Raw genomic sequence first — 16,673 nt, forward strand, 5'->3', positions numbered from 1 at the left:
ATGAAAAAATTGTGGGGGTGTGGTTATATGGCAAAAAGCTTAGTCATCGTTGAATCGCCTGCAAAAGCTAAAACCATAGAAAAATTTTTAGGAAAGAGCCATTATACGGTAAAAGCATCGGTAGGACATATAAGAGATTTACCTAAGAGTAAATTAGGAGTAGATATAGAGAATAATTTTGAACCTCAATATATAAATATAAGAGGTAAAGGGGACGTTATAAAAGAACTAAAAAAAGAAGCTAAAAAATCAAAAAAAGTTTTCCTAGCGACCGACCCCGATAGAGAAGGAGAAGCTATATCTTGGCATCTAGCGCACATACTAGCACTAGATGATACAGAGAACTGTAGAATAGAATTCAATGAAATAACTAAAGATGCTATAAAAAAAGCTATAAAAAATCCTAGAAATATTGACTTAGATTTAGTAGATGCACAGCAGGCAAGACGTGTTTTAGATAGATTATTAGGATACCAAATAAGTCCTATACTTTGGCAAAAAGTTAGAAAAGGACTTAGTGCAGGTAGGGTTCAATCTGTTACAACAAAACTAATATGCGATAGAGAAAAAGAAATAGAAGAGTTTATACCAAAAGAATATTGGACTATAGAATTAGATGCAAAAACGCAAGAAGATAAAGAATTAACTTTAAAATTCTATGGAGAAGATGATAAAAAGGTAGAACTTGAGAGTGAAGAGCAAGTAAATAATATATTAGATAGAATTAAAGACAAAGATTTAGTTGTAAAAAGTATAGAATCTAAATCAAGAAGAAAGTCAGCTCCAAAACCATTTACAACAAGTATGTTACAACAAGAAGCTGCTAATAAACTTGGATTTACAACTAAAAAGACAATGATGGTTGCTCAAGAATTATACGAAGGTATAGATATAGATGGAGAAGGAACTGTCGGATTAATTTCATATATAAGAACAGACTCTAAGAGAATATCTGAAGAGGCAAAAGAAAAAGCTAAAGAATTTATAATTGATGAGTATAGTGATAAGTATTATAAATTTGAAGAAAAGAAAAAAGCTAAAGAAGAAAAGAAAAAAGTTCAAGATGCCCATGAGGCTATAAGACCTACATCTGTAGATAGAACTCCAAATAATATAAAATCATCATTAAGTAGAGATCAATATAAATTATATGATTTAATATGGAGAAGATTTGTAGCAAGTCAAATGGAAGACTCTGTATTTGATACTTTAAACTTAACATGTAAAGTTGATAATATTGTATTTAAAGCTACAGGATCTAAATTGAAATTTGATGGATATACTAAAGTTTATAACTTTACAGATAGAGAAGATAAGATACTTCCACAAGTAAATGAAGAAGATGAATTATCAATTGAAGATATAAAGCCGAATCAACATTTTACACAGCCACCAGCAAGATATACGGAAGCTAGTTTAGTAAAAATATTAGAAGAATTAGGGATAGGAAGACCGTCTACATACGCTCCTACTATAGCTACTATACTTAATAGAGAATATGTTGAAAAAAATGGATCAAGCCTATGTCCAACTGAACTTGGAAAAATAGTTACTAAAATATTGGAAGAAAATTTCCAAAAATTTGTAGATATTGATTTTACTGCAGATATGGAAAATATGCTAGATGACGTTGAAGAGGGCGAAATATATTGGAAAGAGGTTGTTGCTGATGTATACGCTCCACTTAAAGAAGCTATAGAAGTAGCAATTGAAAATATAGAAAAAGTAAATATGGATGAGGAAACAGATGAAATATGTGAAAACTGTGGATCTAACATGGTTATAAAATATGGTAGATTTGGGAAGTTTATAGCATGTAAGAATTATCCAGAATGTAAGACTACAAAACCTTTAGTTAATAAAGTTGGGGTAACATGTCCTAAGTGTAATAAAGGAGATATAATACTTAGAAAATCTAAAAAAGGTAAGGCTTTTTATGGGTGTTCTAATTATCCAGAATGTGATTTTATATCATGGAATAAACCAACTGGAGAATTATGTAGCGAATGTAATTCATACTTAGTTGAGAAAGTAACTAAGTCAGAAACAAAGGTAATTTGCTCCAATAAAGAGTGTAAAAAAGAGAAAAATTTAGAAAATAATAATAAAAGCAATGAAGAATAGTAAATAATGTGTCGAAAAGCGATGAATAGTATTGAAAAAGATTAGAATCTATGTTAATATGACAGTGCTAAGCAAGAACGTTAACAACGAGGAAAATGTATTTAAGGGTTATAAAGTGGCCAAACTTCATGAGGAGATGATTAATAGATGGCGAGTCAAATGCTAGAAAAAACAAGAAAAATAAACAAGACACTACAAACTAGTGGCGGTAGTAGTGTATCGTTTAACTTATTAGCTGAAGCATTAGGTGAAGTTTTAAATTCTAATGCATACGTAGTAAGTGCTAAGGGTAAAATATTAGGATTATACCTTAATGATGAAAAAGATAGTTCAGTTATTGAAGACGAAGAAACTCATAACAAGATGTTTCCACAACCATATGTAAAGAGTTTATTAAAAGTATCTGAAACTAAAGAAAACTTAACAGGCGAAGCTATGGTTGAGTTATTCCCTTATGAGGAAGAAAGAATGAACAAGTACTTAACTATAGTTCCAATATTATCTAGTGGTCAAAGACTAGGAACGTTAATACTTTCAAGATATGAGGAAGAATTTACAGATGACGATTTAGTAATAGCTGAATACAGTGCAACTGTTATAGGTCTTGAGATATTAAGAGCTATGGGAGAAGAGTTAGAAGAAGAAATGAGAAAAACTGCTGTAGTAAAAATGGCTATAGGAACATTATCTTACTCTGAATTAGAAGCTGTAGAGCATATATTTGAAGAACTTAACGGAAAAGAAGGTTTACTAGTTGCTAGTAAAATCGCTGATAGAGTAGGTATAACTAGATCTGTAATAGTAAATGCATTAAGAAAATTTGAAAGTGCAGGAGTTATAGAATCAAGATCATTAGGTATGAAAGGTACGCACATAAAAGTGCTTAATGACAAACTAATAGAAGAATTAGAAAGAGTAAAATCTAATTAATGACATAAAAAAATAAGGTATCCCAATTGGGATACCTTATTTTTTTATGCTTAATGAAACTATGTCTAATAAATGTTTGTTGATAACTTATGAAAAGTTTAGGTTAATTTATGGAATTAAAAGTAGTCCTAAGTAATATGTATAAGTATATACAAATTTAGGAGGGATAAAATGGTTAAGTCGATGGTGGCTAAACATGCAATTTGGCCTAAAGAAGAAGATATAATATTTAGTTTGGCAGCAAAAGCACAAATAGATAAAGAATTAAATGGAAAAGAAAATGTTATTGATGCTACTATAGGTGCACTGATGGATGATGAAGGAAAACTTATAACATTAAATTCAGTTTATGATGAATATAAAAAATTGGACAACACTTTAATAGCTCCATATGCACAAATTGCAGGGCAAAAAAATTATATAGAAGCTGTAAAAAAAGCATGTTTTAAAGAATTTATGCCAAATGGACATATAAGAGTAGTTGCATCTCCAGGTGGAACAGGATCAATAAAAATGGCGATTTTTAATTATACTGATGAAAATGAAACTATTCTACTACCTAATTGGTATTGGGGACCATATAAAGTTATATGTGAAGAGATAAATAGAAATATTAAAAATTATGAGCTATTTAATGAAAAAGGAAATTTTAATTTTAACGCATTCAAAAATCAATTCTTAGAACTATCTAAAAATCAAGATAGAATTTTCACAATACTAAATACTCCAGCACATAATCCTACAGGATATACAGTTACAGATAATGAATGGGACAAGATATTAGATTTATGTAAAGAAGTTTCAATTGAGAAAGATAAAAAAATAACAGTGTTTATAGATATAGCTTATATAGATTTCTCAGGTAAAGATGGAAATGATACAAGAGAGTTTTTTAAGAAATTCTCAGATTTACCAGAAAATATATTAATCATAATAGGATATAGTATGTCAAAAGGGTATACAGCTTATGGAATGAGAAGTGGAGCTTGTATATGTATATCATCTGATAAAGATATAGCTGATGAGTTTTATTATTCTTGTTCTCACTCAGCGAGAGCAAATTGGTCAAATTGTAATAGAGGAGCTATGGAGCTTTTATCAACGATAATGAATGATGATAATAAACTTAAAAAATATGAAGAAGAAAGAAATAGCTATAAAGGAATGTTAAAACAAAGAGCAGAAGCATTTGTTAAAGAAGCTGATAATATTTTACTTGATATACTACCATATAGAGATGGATTTTTTGTAAGTATACCTTGCGAAAATCCTTTAAAAGTATGTGAAAAAGCTATTGAAAGCAAATTATATACAATACCACTTAAAATGGGAATAAGATTTGCGGTTTGTGCTGTAAGTGAAGAAAAATGTAAAAAAGCACCTAAAATTATAAAAGATGCTATAGACTTTGTTAAAAGTTTATAATGCAAAATAAGTAATAAAACTACTATACTTATAGTATAGCTACTTTTAAGTATAGTAGTTTCTGCTAAATAATAGGCCAAGTTTCACTTAGATTACATAAGGGGGATAAGAAATGAAATTATTAATGACAGGTAATGAAGCGATAGCTCGAGGAGCTTACGAAGCAGGAGTCAAGTATGCATCAGCATACCCTGGAACACCAAGTACCGAAATATTAGAAAATGTTGCTACATACAAAGATAGCATACTAGCAGAGTGGGCACCTAATGAAAAGGTAGCACTTGAAGCAAGTATAGGGGGCGCTATAGCTGGAGCTAGAACACTTGCATGTATGAAACACGTTGGGGTAAATGTTGCAGCAGATCCTTTATTTACATTTGCTTATACTGGAGTAAATGGAGGTATGGTTTTAGTTTCTGCGGACGAGCCAGGAATGCACTCTTCTCAAAATGAGCAAGATAATAGGAATTACGCTAAATTTGCTAAAATAGCATTATTTGAACCAGCTAATAGTCAAGAAGCTAAGGACATGATAAAAGAAGCTTATGAAGTAAGTGAAGAGTATGATACTCCTGTTTTATTTAGAGTAACAACTAGATTATGTCACTCTAAGGGAATAGTTGATTGTAGTGATAGAAAAGAAGTAGGAGTAAAAGAATACGTAAAAGATGTTCAAAAGAGAGTTACAGTTCCTGCACATGCAAGAGGACTAAGACTAGAGGTAGAAGAAAGATTAAATAAATTAAGAGATTACTCAAATAATACAAGCCTTAACTTTATGGAAATTAACAATGATGAAATTGGGATAATAGCAAGTGGGGTTTGTTATAATTACGCAAAAGAAGTTTTTGAAGATAATGCATCTTATTTAAAATTAGGATTTACTAATCCACTTCCAGATAAAAAAATAAGAGAATTTGCAAGTAAAGTTAAGAAAGTTTATGTTATAGAAGAAAATGATAAATTTATAGAAGACCAAGTAAAAGCTATGGGTATAGAAGTTATAGGCAAAGATATATTCCCATATACAGGTGAAATGACACCAGATGTAATAAGAAATGTAATGTTAAATGAAAATAAAGAAACTCTAGAGTACAATGAAGAATTAGTTGTAGGAAGACCTCCGACTTTATGTTCTGGATGTCCTCATAGAGGATTTTTCTATGAGTTAGGAAAAAGAAAAAATATAATGATATCAGGAGATATAGGATGTTATTCATTAGGATTTGCAAGTCCATATAATGCCCTAGATTCGATTGTATGTATGGGAGCTAGTTTAAGTGTTGGACATGGTGCTCAACAAGTGTTTAATATGAAAGAAGATAATAAGATGAGAGCTGTTGGAGTTTTAGGTGACTCAACATTTTTCCATACAGGTGTAAATTCACTTATAGACATAGCTTACAACCAAAGTAATGCTATATCTGTAATACTTGATAATAGAATAACAGGTATGACAGGGCATCAACAAAATCCTGGAACTGGTTATACACTACAAGGTAAAGAAGTTAAAGAAGTTGATATAGAAAAATTAGTTTCAGCTTGTGGAATAGATAATATAAGAACTATAGATCCAAATAATTTAAAAGAAGTCAATGAAGCTCTAGATTGGGCATTATCATTAGATGAACCATCAGTAATAATAACTAGATGGCCATGTGTACTTAAAAAGTTCTCAAAAGAAGATAAAGAAGAGTTTAAAGATGCATTTAAAGAAAAATGTGATGTAGATAAAGATTTATGTATTGGATGTAAATTATGCTTAAAATCAGGATGTCCTTCTGTATCTTTTGATAAAGAAAGCAAAAAAGCTTGTATAGACAAAACTAGTTGTGTAGGATGTGAAGTTTGTTCACAAATATGTCCAAAACAAGCTATATATAAGGGGGAGAGATAAATGACAAAGAGTGTACTTTTAGTTGGAGTTGGAGGACAAGGAACTATACTTGCAAGTAAGCTTTTAACTATAGGGCTTATGGAATCAGGATATGATGTTAAAATGAGTGAGATACATGGAATGAGTCAAAGAGGAGGTTCTGTATCTTCACAAGTTAGATATGGAGAAAAAGTTTATTCACCGGTTATAGAAATGGGTGGAGCTGATATATTAGTTTCTTTTGAAAAAATGGAAGCTTTAAGATGGTTAAAATATTTAAAACCTGATGGGAAAATAGTAGTTAACAATCATAAAATTAACTCTATGCCTATATTAACAGGTAAAGCAGCATACTTAGAAGAAGAAATAGATAATGAATTAAATAGAATAGGTGCAAAAGTTATAAATGCATCAGAAAATGCTATAAAACTAGGAAACCCTAAAACTATGAATATCATATTACTTGGAAGCTTAGTTAAATCTATGAACCTTGAACATATTGACTGGAATAAAATTATAAGTGATAATGTAAAAAAGGACTTTGTAGAAATCAACATAAAAGCATTTAATGTTGGTATGAATCTAGTAAAAGAGGGAGTAGCTTATGGGGTATAAAATATTAGCGATAAATCCAGGGTCAACATCTACTAAAATCGCAGTATATGAAGATGAAAAAATGCTTTTTTCAAAAAGTATAGATCATAGTGCGAGTGAGCTGGAAAAATACAAAAACATAACAGACCAATTTGAAATGAGAAAAGACAAGATTATCAATACTCTTGAGGAAAGCGATTTTAAGGTTGAGGATTTGAATGCTATTGTAGGTAGAGGAGGGATATTACCTCCAGTAAAATCAGGAGCATATTTAGTTAATGATGCTATGGTAGATAGATTAAGAAATAGACCTATAGTAGAGCATGCATCAAACTTAGGGGCTTTAATATCTTATGAAATAGCTAAAAATATAGGTGTAAATGCTTATATTTATGATAGTGTTGCAGTTGACGAGTTAACTGATGTAGCTAGAGTTTTAGGATTTCCTGAAATAGAGAGAACTTGTTTAAGTCATGCACTTAACTCAAGAGCTATGGCTATGAAGTTTTGTAAAGAAAATAATGTAGATTATAAAGATGTAAATCTAATAGTAGCACATTTAGGTGGAGGTATAACTATTGCTGCTCATGAAAAAGGAAGAATGGTAGATGTGGTTTCTGATGATGAAGGACCATTTTCTCCAGAGAGAAGTGGTAGAATACCAGTTAAAAAAGTAGTTGATATGTGCTTTAGTAAAGATTATACTCATAAAGAAATGCTAAAAAAAATCAGAGGAAAAGGTGGAATAGTTGCACACCTTGATACTGTAGATATTAGAGAAGTAGAAGCTATGATAGAAAATGGTGATGAGAAAGCTAAACTAATATATGATGCACTTATATACCAAGTTGGAAAAGGTATAGGAGAGTTAGCTACAGTTTTAAAAGGTGAAGTAGATGCTATAATACTAACAGGTGGAATAGCTTATTCTAAAAAGCTTACAAAAGCTTTAAGTGAAAGAGTTAACTTTATAGCTCCAGTAATCACTTTACCTGGTGAAAATGAATTAGAAGCACTAGCATTAGGGGCACTTAGAATATTAAGAGAAGAAGAAAATTATAGAGAATATGAAGAAGTTTTAGCACAGAGTTTAAATTAAGTTATTACTTAAAATAAATATAAAAAATGTCCTATATAAATTAGTGTAAAAGTTTTTATATAGGATGTTTTTATGCTTAAATTTAATCTGTTGATATATTTAAATTATAAGTATTGGATAAACATAATCTTATTAAATGATAAAAAGAGGGAAAGTTTCCCTCTTTTATGATTTTTAAATTATAAATTTGCAATAAAGTGTATAACTATCTAGTAACGAAAGTTTCACAAGATGCATTTTGCATATTTATTTGAACAGACTCTGCTTTACAAGAACCTCCACTATTGTGCTTACAGTTATCGGCAGCACATGATATAGAATGAGTTTTAGCACAAGTACATCCACCAGCACAGTTTGTAAATGAACTGTCTGCTCTATCTTGGAAAGTACCACAATTAGTTTGAGAAGTAGTGTTAGCACTAGCTCCATTTACTTGGATACCAGAAGCATAACATCCACCGCTTTGATTGTAGGCACAACTTGAAGCTGAACAATTTATTGGATTTGACATATATATACCTCCAAAATAAAATAAATTCATAGTCAATTGACTATGAATTTATTATTTGATTATTTAAAAAAATTATTAGCTATATATTAAATTTACTTATTTAAACAATTTTGACAAAGAACATCAACATCGTCATAAGATTCTCTTCCAAAGTTATCATTTAAGTGATAAACTTCTAAACTATCGCTACATCCGCAATTTGAACATTCAAAGTTATAATGATTTAAAGCCCTTTCTCTAAAAAGTTTCCAATGTATAGAGTTTAAGTAAGTGCAGTAATCAACTTGTATAGTTGACTCTAAAAATTTCATATATAAATCATCTAAATCATTAGAATTAAGTTTGGTATTTTCTGGATCGAAGTTTTCGCATAAGTCTCCATTTACAGGAGTTAAGTCTGTCATAATACATTTGATATCATAAGTGAAATCTTTATTAGGACCTTCTAAAGAAAGGTGCTTACAATATGAACATGATTTTTTCGGTAGTTTCTCTTCTAAAACTTTTATCTTAGTACTCATAAATTTATCCCCCAATAATAGTTATTTGTACAAGTATATTCTTTAAATTAAAAAATTATGAGAAATATTTTAAAATAATAATTAAAAAGGAAATATAGTAGTAAAAAATGAATATTTAAATAAACCGATTCAAATAACTGAGGAGGTAATATATGAAAACTATAGATTTTAAAAGTATAAAAACTAAAGTTAATAATGAAGTGGAAAATAGATTATTAAAAAATGGTTTAAAGACTGTTAACAATATGGATTTTATTAATAATTATATAAAGAAAGATAAAGGTACAAATTTAGAAATAGTTGAAAACTTAGATTTAAGTTATTTAAAATTTGAAGATATAGATTTTAAAGATATAAAATTTAAAAATTGTAGTTTTGAAAATAGCATTTTTATTAATTGTAAAGCTACTAAACTTAATATTATGGATTCTGATTTAAAAAGAGTAATATTTAAAAGTTTTAATATTAATAATATAAATATAGAAGATAGTAGCTTAAAAAAAGGAATATTTATAAATTGTAATATAAATTATATCAGGATTAAGGACTGTGACTTAAAAAGTTTTAAACTTGTAGAAACACATATTTGTAGTTTTGAATTTGATGATAGTTTGGTTACTAAATTTAATGAAGATACTTTTTTTGATAATGAGAATTTTACATATAATGAAAATAGTTATAGATTTTATAAAGATATAGCATATAAATTTCAACAGAATAATTTGCTTAATCACTATGGTGAGTATTTTTATATTTATAAAAATATAGAGAGAAAAAACTTAAAAGGATTTGATAGATATAAGTCTAGGTTACTATGTATGATTTGTGGTTATGGAGAAAGACCTACATATGCTTTGATAACTTCTTTGGAGATTATATTTATATTCACTTTTTTATATATGGGGTTTGGACTTAGTTTAGGAGATAAAGTTATATCATACAAGAACTTATTTATGTTAGATAAACCTCTTACGGTAATTATAAATGATTTTATAAGAGCATTTCATTTTAGCATAGTGACTTTTACAACTGTTGGATATGGAGATATTACACCTATTGGATATAGTATTTTATTATCGGGAGTAGAAATGTTTTTAGGTGTTACTATGGTTGGTATATGGACAGCTACTTTAGCTAGAAAAATTAATCGATAAAATGTTAGTTATGTATAAGTAGCTAACATTTTTTTTCATGAATTTATAATTAATGAATATTTGTGAATAGGTTATGAAATTTAGGTGTAACAATATATATATATTTTAGGGTGATAAGTTTTTAAAGGGATTCGCATGCATAGTAGTTCAAATAATAGACTAGGAATTGGATACATGGAGTGATTAACCATAAAAACTATATGAAAATGAAAATAGTATAGTGATAGAAGATAAAGTTTTGAACATACTTTTGTGATGTAAAAAAATGATTGTTAATTAACTAACTAAAATGATATAGATTTTATCTATATATATTAATGTATGTATAGATATATTCGATTGTACAACTATGGTAAAAAATGGTTATAATTGAGGAGAAAACGAGAAAAGTCAAAATATTTGAAATCATGGGGAATTATACAAGGAGTAAGTTATGTCAAAAGTATTAGTGGAATTTATAAACACATGACCTACATGTGATGAGCATGGGATGCTAGTAAAAAAAATAGGAGATCAATATAAAGATAAAATTGATGTTAAATTATATCAAGCGGGAAAAGATTTTTCTTATATAAAAAAGTACGGGGTAATAACTAAAGGGACTTTGATTATAAATCAAAGAAAAAAATATGATAGATTATCAAAAGATATAATCGAAAAAGCAATATTAGAAGCAATTAAGAATTAGGGGAGAATTTAATGTATATTTTAGATTTTTTTAAAGATGTACTAATGACATCTATAAGTATATTAAACGGAGCGTCAGGATGGTTAGTAATAAGTTTTATAATAGCAGGTCTACTACATAATCTAATAAGTCCGGAAAAATTTCAAAAGTCATTAGGAAATACAAAAATATCATCTTTATTTAAAAGTACAGTATCGGGTATGTTACTTCCGATATGTAGTTGTGGAGTTATACCAATAGGTATAAGTATGTACTTTTCAGGTGCATATCTTGGACCGGTACTTGCATTTATGACTTCAACACCGATTATAAATCCAATTGCTGTTGTTTTAAGTTTAGGACTTTTAGGACCATATATAACAACTATATACGTTATAGCAGGTTTTGTTATACCTATGATAGTTGGATTTTTAGGAAATAAACTTGGTGGCAATGAGTTGTATATAAAACAAGACGAAGATGAAGAAGTATTAATAGAATTAGAAGAAGATAGTTTAAGTTTTAAACAAAAGTTAATTGAAGGGCTTAAATGGTCATTTTCAGAATTAGCAGTAACAATTAGTAAGTATGTAATATTAGGAATGCTTGTAGCAGGATTTATAACTACAGTATTTCCAAGTAGTATAATACAAAAATATTTAGGAAACCCAGGGGTATTATCTCTTGGAAGTATAGCAATACTTGCATGTGTTATGTATGTTTGTGCAGTAGGACATATACCGTTTATAGCTGCATTAGTTGCAAGTGGAGCATCGCCAGGAATTGCGATAACATTTTTAATAGCAGGAGCAGCAACAAATTTACCAGAACTTATAAGTATGTACAATGTTATCGGAAAAAGAACTGTAGCGATATATTCAATAACACTAACAACTTGTTCATTGATAGTAGGATATATAACTAATTACTTGCTAGTTGGAAGAGCAAATAGTGTAAACTTACAAGCTAAACAAGAGTCTATAAATATAGCAAACTCTATAATGTTAAATATACCAGATAGTGTAAGTTATATTTGTTCGTTTATAATATTCTTATTTTTTATAAAAGCTATAATTCCTAGCTTGAGAAAGGTTGTTTTACATGAAGCGTAAAAAGATGGTTATGATTATAGTTTTGGTAGTTATAGTTTTTGCTGGTATTTATGTTTATAGTAAAGAAAAAGAAAAACAAAATAATGATTTACCAGAAGTTAATAAAGAATATTTAAACTACTTTAAAGAGAATGTAAAAAATAAAAATATAATTACCTACACAGAACAAGATTTAAACAATGATAAAGTTAAGGATTTGTTAGTAGTATATAAAAAAAATAACACTCAAAATGAGATGGTAGGAATTATAAGTAAGGGTGAAGATGTATATATGACAGAACCTATAAGGGCTCCAATAGAAGATATAGTTATTGAGTTTAAAAACATAGATGACAAAGATAAGATGGAATTAATATTATCTGGATCTAAAAATGGAAATGTAGGTTATGCAATATATAGATTAGAAGGAAATAAATTAATTGATTTATTTGGGGAAGGCATGAATTCATGTTGTTAGTATAAAGCATAATAGTGGGAGGAAAAAATGAAAATATCAAAAAAAGTAAAAGCATTAGTATTAATCGGGGCAATAAGCACTACAGTTTTAACGGGATGTTCAAGCAAAGAAAGTAATCAAGAAACTGCTACAAAAGGTGATTCTGATTACACTATAAAACTAGGTTATTATAACTGTGACCATATGACAGCAGCACCAGTAGCTGTAGACGCAGGAATATATAAAGACTTAGGTTTAAATGTAGAGGCTGTAGGAAATGGTAAAGTTCCAGAAGCTATGGCAGCAGGACAAATGGATGCAGGGTATATTGGGACAAGAGGATTAGTAGGGGCTATACCAAAAGGTTCTCCTATAGTAGTTGCAGCAAACAACCATACAGGAGGATCAGAGTATTTAGTAGTTGCTAATGATGTTAAAGATCCAAAAGAATTATTAGGGCAAAAAATAGCAACAGATCCAAGTGGAGATTTATTATGGACTACAGATTATGGTCCAGAAACAGGATTACCAGCAGATTCTTCTAAATATGAAGTTGTAAATATAGATTCAAGTAAAGATGCATATTTAGCATTAAAAACTGGTCAAATAAAAGCATTTAGTGCATGTGATCCATGGGGTTCATTAGCTGAACATGAAGGTGTTGGAAAAATAATAGCATCAACTCAATACAAAGAAAAAGACACAGGAAAAGAGTATAACTGTTGTTCATTCTCATTAAATACAAACTTTATAAAAGAACATCCAGACCTTGCTAAGAAAATGGTTCTAGGACACACTAAAGCTATAGAATATATATACACTAATCCAGTTCAAGCAGCTAAGATATTTGCTAAAAACTACAATGTAGATGAAGAAGTTGCATTAATGACAATATATAAAAAGACTGTAGGAGAAGGAAGAACTCTTACTTGGAAAACAACTGGAGAAGAATATAAAAACAATTTAGAAATGTATAAAGAAAATAAAGCATTAGATAAAATGCCTTCATATGATGAAGTTGTAAATACAGAATTATTAAACTCTTGTGGAGCAGATGATTTTGATGTATTTATAAAAGAAAAAGTAGATCCAGTATTCCCACAAGGAATGAGCTATGAAGATTGGAAAGCGAAGGCTATGGAGATAGATGGACAAAACTAAAAATATAATCATAGGACTACTTATAATTATAGGAAGCTTAGGAATATTATTTTTTAATCCAAATGATGAAAAAATAGATGGCAATATAAAGATAGGGGTATCTGATGATACCTCTGGCTTTGTCATTAACTATATGAAAAACAATGGATATTTTTCGGATGTAGAAGTAGAAAACTTGATAGAACCTTATTCTATAAATGATTGCTGAGCAACTTCTATGCAATGGGCTCTGAGTTCAGACCAGGTAGATATGGCTATAATTTGCAAAGAAGCAGCAAATAAGTTTGTAGAGTATGATAAAAATTTTGAAATAGTAAGTCCTTTAGTACAAAACTCAGATATATTTTTACTGAAAAATAACAATCCTCAAAAAATAGGTGTTACTCAAAATAGGAATTATCAATTAGATTTAGTAAAAAGTTATTATAAAGAAGCAAAGCCAATACCTTTTATAAGTGGGGGTCTTGGGTATGCACTTGAAAGTAATAAAGTTGAGGGGATAGTTGTAGATGCTATAAAAGGGCTTAATTTACAAGGAAAGAAACTTTCTACATCATCAAAAAAAGATTATGATACTTATGTTTTAGTTGTTAATAAAAACTTTAAAAATAGTGATTTATACAATCAATTTGTAAAGTTATATAACAAAAGTGTTAAAGAATTAGGAAATGAAAAAAACTTTAAAAAAGAATTAGAAATTTATACAGATAAAAAACTTTCTAGTAAAGATTGGGGTGAGTTTAAAAGTTGGAAGCTAAAGTTTCTACCAATACAAGATTAACTAAGAAGAAAAATGTTAATAAAAAACTTATAGATATATTTTATAGAGTATTAATTGTAGTTTTAATAGTAGGTATATGGCAAGTAAGTGCAACTAGAATAAACAGTTCACTATTATTACCTATGCCAATGGATGTTTTTAAAGGATTTTTAACTTGTATAACAGATCCAGAAATAGTTAAGAACTTACTTATAACATTACAAAGGGTTTTAAAAGGATTTATGTACGCAATGATATTTGGGTTACCACTTGGACTTTTAATGGGATTTTCAAAAGGGTTTGAAAGAATGGTTTCTCCAATAGTAGACTCAGCAAGACAAGTACCTATAATGGCTTGGGTACCACTTACAATAGTATGGTTTGGAATAGGGGATGGACCTACTATATTTTTAATAGCATTCTCAGGAGTATTCCCTGTAATACTTAACACAATACAAGGGGTTAGATCTATATCAAAAGATTATTATAATGCAGCACAAAGTATGGGAGCATCACCATTTACTATATTTACAAATGTAATGCTACCAGCAGCACTGCCAGATATATTAACAGGGGCAAGAATTGCAATAAGTACAGGATGGATGTCTGTAATCTGAGCCGAGTTTATAGCGACGAGTGCCGGTCTTGGTTACTCAATGGTACAAGCTCAAACAATGATGAATACAGAGCTTTTAATAGGACTTATGATATTTGCAGCATTAGTAGGGTTTATGATAGATAGAATATTAAAATTTATAAATAAAAGCCTTTGTAAATGGAGGTTTGACAGTTAATGAAACTTAAAATAGAAAATGTAAACAAAACTTTTATAAATAATAAAGTAGAAAATAAAGTATTAGAAGATATTAATTTAGATGTAAATGAAGGTGAATTTGTATGTTTACTTGGGCCAAGTGGATGTGGAAAAACAACTTTACTTACAATTATAGGTGGATTTCAATCTTGTGAAGAAGGACAAGTTTTATTAAATGATAAGGTTGTTACAAAACCAGGAATAGATAGAGCTTTTGTTTTTCAAAACTACGCACTTTTCCCGTGGAAGAGTATAAAAGCTAACGTAGAGTTTCCTATGAAACAACAAAAAATTCCTAAAGAAGAAAGAGAAAGAAAATTAAACGAGCTACTTGAGATATCGGACTTAAAAGGAAAAGAAAAAATGTATCCAAACCAGTTATCAGGGGGAATGAAGCAAAGAGTAGCAGTTATAAGAGCATTAGCTTGTAATCCAGAAGTTTTACTAATGGATGAGCCTTTAGGAGCTGTTGATTTACAAATGAGACAAAATCTACAAGAAGAGTTAGAAGATATATGGATGAAAAAGAAAATAACTGCAATGATGGTAACTCATGATGTTGATGAAGCTGTTTATATGAGTGATAGAGTTGTAGTTATGTCTAGAGATAAAGGGCGTATAATAGAAGATTTAAAAATTGACTTAGAAAGACCAAGAAATAGAAATAGTGATGAATACTTAGATTACAAAAATAGATTAACTAAACAACTAACAAAATGTTATGAAGAAGCTTAAGGGAGATATTTAATGAAAGGCAATAAGTATAGGAATTTAGACAAAACACAAAAAGAAATTAGAGTATCTATAATGGATATGATAATAGAAAAAGAAAGAGTAGTAAATTTAGAGGAAGTTAAAACTTATATAAAAGAAAAGTTAAACTTAGAAGAAGATTATATAAGTTTAACTTTAAGATTTTTTATAGATAAAAATATAATGGTAGTAGACGAAGAAAATTATATAAATTTTATATACCCTGTATCAGCACATGCTACAATGCATAAAGTTACATTAGCTGATAAAAGACAATTTAATGCTATGTGTGCGATAGATGCACTTGGATGGAGATGTACTTTTAATCAAGATATAGATATAAATTCAAGATGTTACACTACTGGAAAAGAGATAAATATATCTATAAGAGATGGAAAAGTAGAGAATATAAACAATCCAGATTTAAGAATATTACATATTAATTTAGACAAATATGAAAACTGGGCTTCTAGTTGCTGAAACATAATGAATTTCTTCTGGACGAAGAATGAATTTGATAAGTGGACGAAAGAAAATGGATTTGACAATAATGAAGATATATATTGTTTAGATATAAATGAAGCTATGGATGCATCATTAGATATTTTTGCAACGGATGAAGTAGTGGATACAGAAAAGCGACTTGTTGTGTAAAATATAAATAAAGCTAATTAAGGTGAGAAATTTCACTTTAATTAGCTTTATTTTTGTTTAAATAAATTTTATTTAAAAAAAT

17 protein-coding genes are annotated in these 16,673 nt (G+C 29.1%); 15 read left to right on the forward strand and 2 right to left on the reverse strand.

Annotation, left to right across the window (positions count from 1 at the left end; genetic code table 11):
• Positions 1-27: 27 nt before the first annotated feature.
• The 6 genes from topA to buk all read left to right on the forward strand — a co-directional run bounded on the left by topA (position 28) and on the right by buk (position 8,048).
• Positions 28-2,124 (forward strand): type I DNA topoisomerase, encoded by a 2,097-nt coding sequence (gene topA / locus ACEXNK_RS07420; RefSeq protein ID WP_373598287.1) that lies wholly within the window; start codon positions 28-30, stop codon positions 2,122-2,124.
• Between the two features lie 147 nt (positions 2,125-2,271).
• Positions 2,272-3,054 (forward strand): GTP-sensing pleiotropic transcriptional regulator CodY, encoded by a 783-nt coding sequence (gene codY, locus ACEXNK_RS07425; RefSeq protein ID WP_373598286.1) that lies wholly within the window; start codon positions 2,272-2,274, stop codon positions 3,052-3,054.
• Positions 3,055-3,225: 171 nt separating this feature from the next.
• Positions 3,226-4,479 carry an aminotransferase class I/II-fold pyridoxal phosphate-dependent enzyme gene (locus ACEXNK_RS07430; RefSeq protein ID WP_373598285.1) on the forward strand — a complete coding sequence of 418 codons (1,254 nt, stop codon included), beginning with the start codon at positions 3,226-3,228 and terminating at the stop codon, positions 4,477-4,479.
• A 112-nt stretch (positions 4,480-4,591) separates the two neighbouring features.
• Positions 4,592-6,376 (forward strand): indolepyruvate ferredoxin oxidoreductase subunit alpha, encoded by a 1,785-nt coding sequence (iorA, locus tag ACEXNK_RS07435; protein WP_373598284.1) that lies wholly within the window; start codon positions 4,592-4,594, stop codon positions 6,374-6,376.
• A complete protein-coding gene (locus tag ACEXNK_RS07440) occupies positions 6,377-6,970 on the forward strand; it encodes an indolepyruvate oxidoreductase subunit beta (RefSeq protein ID WP_373598283.1) in 594 nt (197 codons plus the stop codon). It begins immediately after the preceding gene.
• Positions 6,960-8,048, forward strand: coding sequence for a butyrate kinase (gene buk, locus ACEXNK_RS07445; RefSeq protein ID WP_373598282.1), 1,089 nt, complete (start codon positions 6,960-6,962; stop codon positions 8,046-8,048). Before ACEXNK_RS07440 ends, buk begins: the two co-directional genes overlap by 11 nt.
• Before the next feature lie 205 nt (positions 8,049-8,253).
• Here buk and ACEXNK_RS07450 read toward each other — a convergent pair whose 3' ends face one another.
• Both ACEXNK_RS07450 and ACEXNK_RS07455 read right to left on the reverse strand, forming a co-directional pair.
• On the reverse strand, positions 8,254-8,559 hold the full coding sequence (locus ACEXNK_RS07450; RefSeq protein ID WP_373598281.1) for a DUF1540 domain-containing protein: 306 nt from the start codon (positions 8,557-8,559) through the stop codon (positions 8,254-8,256).
• 92 nt (positions 8,560-8,651) lie between these two features.
• Positions 8,652-9,080 (reverse strand): hypothetical protein, encoded by a 429-nt coding sequence (locus ACEXNK_RS07455; protein ID WP_373598280.1) that lies wholly within the window; start codon positions 9,078-9,080, stop codon positions 8,652-8,654.
• Positions 9,081-9,232: 152 nt separating this feature from the next.
• Here ACEXNK_RS07455 and ACEXNK_RS07460 point away from each other — a divergent pair, with 152 nt between their 5' ends.
• The 9 genes from ACEXNK_RS07460 (at position 9,233) to saoL (ending at position 16,591) form a co-directional block, all read left to right on the forward strand.
• On the forward strand, positions 9,233-10,234 hold the full coding sequence (locus ACEXNK_RS07460) for an ion channel (RefSeq protein ID WP_373598279.1): 1,002 nt from the start codon (positions 9,233-9,235) through the stop codon (positions 10,232-10,234).
• Between the two features lie 433 nt (positions 10,235-10,667).
• A complete protein-coding gene (saoT, locus tag ACEXNK_RS07465) occupies positions 10,668-10,922 on the forward strand; it encodes a thioredoxin-like (seleno)protein SaoT (protein WP_373598278.1) in 255 nt (84 codons plus the stop codon).
• A gap of 11 nt (positions 10,923-10,933) precedes the next feature.
• On the forward strand, positions 10,934-12,013 hold the full coding sequence (gene saoE / locus ACEXNK_RS07470) for an efflux transporter SaoE (RefSeq protein ID WP_373598277.1): 1,080 nt from the start codon (positions 10,934-10,936) through the stop codon (positions 12,011-12,013).
• Positions 12,003-12,470: a Cys-Cys-COOH (seleno)protein SaoC gene (saoC, locus tag ACEXNK_RS07475; RefSeq protein WP_373598276.1), complete on the forward strand. Its 468-nt coding sequence runs from the start codon at positions 12,003-12,005 to the stop codon at positions 12,468-12,470. The genes saoE and saoC overlap by 11 nt, the downstream gene beginning before the upstream one ends.
• 27 nt (positions 12,471-12,497) lie before the next feature.
• Complete coding sequence (gene saoX, locus ACEXNK_RS07480; RefSeq protein ID WP_373598275.1) at positions 12,498-13,610, forward strand: ABC transporter substrate-binding subunit SaoX; 1,113 nt, start codon at positions 12,498-12,500, stop codon at positions 13,608-13,610.
• A complete protein-coding gene (saoB, locus tag ACEXNK_RS07485; protein ID WP_373598274.1) occupies positions 13,597-14,391 on the forward strand; it encodes an ABC transporter substrate-binding (seleno)protein SaoB in 795 nt (264 codons plus the stop codon). The genes saoX and saoB overlap by 14 nt, the downstream gene beginning before the upstream one ends.
• A complete protein-coding gene (gene saoP, locus ACEXNK_RS07490) occupies positions 14,358-15,164 on the forward strand; it encodes an ABC transporter permease subunit SaoP (protein ID WP_373598273.1) in 807 nt (268 codons plus the stop codon). Before saoB ends, saoP begins: the two co-directional genes overlap by 34 nt.
• Entirely contained in the window at positions 15,164-15,919 is a 756-nt protein-coding gene (gene saoA, locus ACEXNK_RS07495; RefSeq protein ID WP_373598272.1) for an ABC transporter ATP-binding protein SaoA, read from the forward strand. The genes saoP and saoA overlap by 1 nt, the downstream gene beginning before the upstream one ends.
• Before the next feature lie 12 nt (positions 15,920-15,931).
• A complete protein-coding gene (gene saoL, locus ACEXNK_RS07500) occupies positions 15,932-16,591 on the forward strand; it encodes a MerB-like organometallic lyase SaoL (RefSeq protein ID WP_373598271.1) in 660 nt (219 codons plus the stop codon).
• The last annotated feature ends 82 nt before the right edge of the window (positions 16,592-16,673 follow it).

The sequence above is a fragment of the Paraclostridium bifermentans genome, assembly GCF_964259345.1.
GTDB classification, from domain to species: Bacteria; Bacillota; Clostridia; order Peptostreptococcales; family Peptostreptococcaceae; genus Paraclostridium; species Paraclostridium bifermentans_B.

What these genes read in the sequence shown, in the direction of transcription:
- topA (WP_373598287.1), top strand. Translation starts at nt 28, where the DNA reads ATGGCAAAAAGCTTAGTCATCGTTGAATCGCCTGCAAAAGCTAAAACC.
- codY (WP_373598286.1), top strand. Translation starts at nt 2,272, where the DNA reads ATGGCGAGTCAAATGCTAGAAAAAACAAGAAAAATAAACAAGACACTA.
- ACEXNK_RS07430 (WP_373598285.1), top strand. Translation starts at nt 3,226, where the DNA reads ATGGTTAAGTCGATGGTGGCTAAACATGCAATTTGGCCTAAAGAAGAA.
- iorA (WP_373598284.1), top strand. Translation starts at nt 4,592, where the DNA reads ATGAAATTATTAATGACAGGTAATGAAGCGATAGCTCGAGGAGCTTAC.
- ACEXNK_RS07440 (WP_373598283.1), top strand. Translation starts at nt 6,377, where the DNA reads ATGACAAAGAGTGTACTTTTAGTTGGAGTTGGAGGACAAGGAACTATA.
- buk (WP_373598282.1), top strand. Translation starts at nt 6,960, where the DNA reads ATGGGGTATAAAATATTAGCGATAAATCCAGGGTCAACATCTACTAAA.
- ACEXNK_RS07450 (WP_373598281.1), bottom strand. Translation starts at nt 8,559, where the DNA reads ATGTCAAATCCAATAAATTGTTCAGCTTCAAGTTGTGCCTACAATCAA.
- ACEXNK_RS07455 (WP_373598280.1), bottom strand. Translation starts at nt 9,080, where the DNA reads ATGAGTACTAAGATAAAAGTTTTAGAAGAGAAACTACCGAAAAAATCA.
- ACEXNK_RS07460 (WP_373598279.1), top strand. Translation starts at nt 9,233, where the DNA reads ATGAAAACTATAGATTTTAAAAGTATAAAAACTAAAGTTAATAATGAA.
- saoE (WP_373598277.1), top strand. Translation starts at nt 10,934, where the DNA reads ATGTATATTTTAGATTTTTTTAAAGATGTACTAATGACATCTATAAGT.
- saoC (WP_373598276.1), top strand. Translation starts at nt 12,003, where the DNA reads ATGAAGCGTAAAAAGATGGTTATGATTATAGTTTTGGTAGTTATAGTT.
- saoX (WP_373598275.1), top strand. Translation starts at nt 12,498, where the DNA reads ATGAAAATATCAAAAAAAGTAAAAGCATTAGTATTAATCGGGGCAATA.
- saoA (WP_373598272.1), top strand. Translation starts at nt 15,164, where the DNA reads ATGAAACTTAAAATAGAAAATGTAAACAAAACTTTTATAAATAATAAA.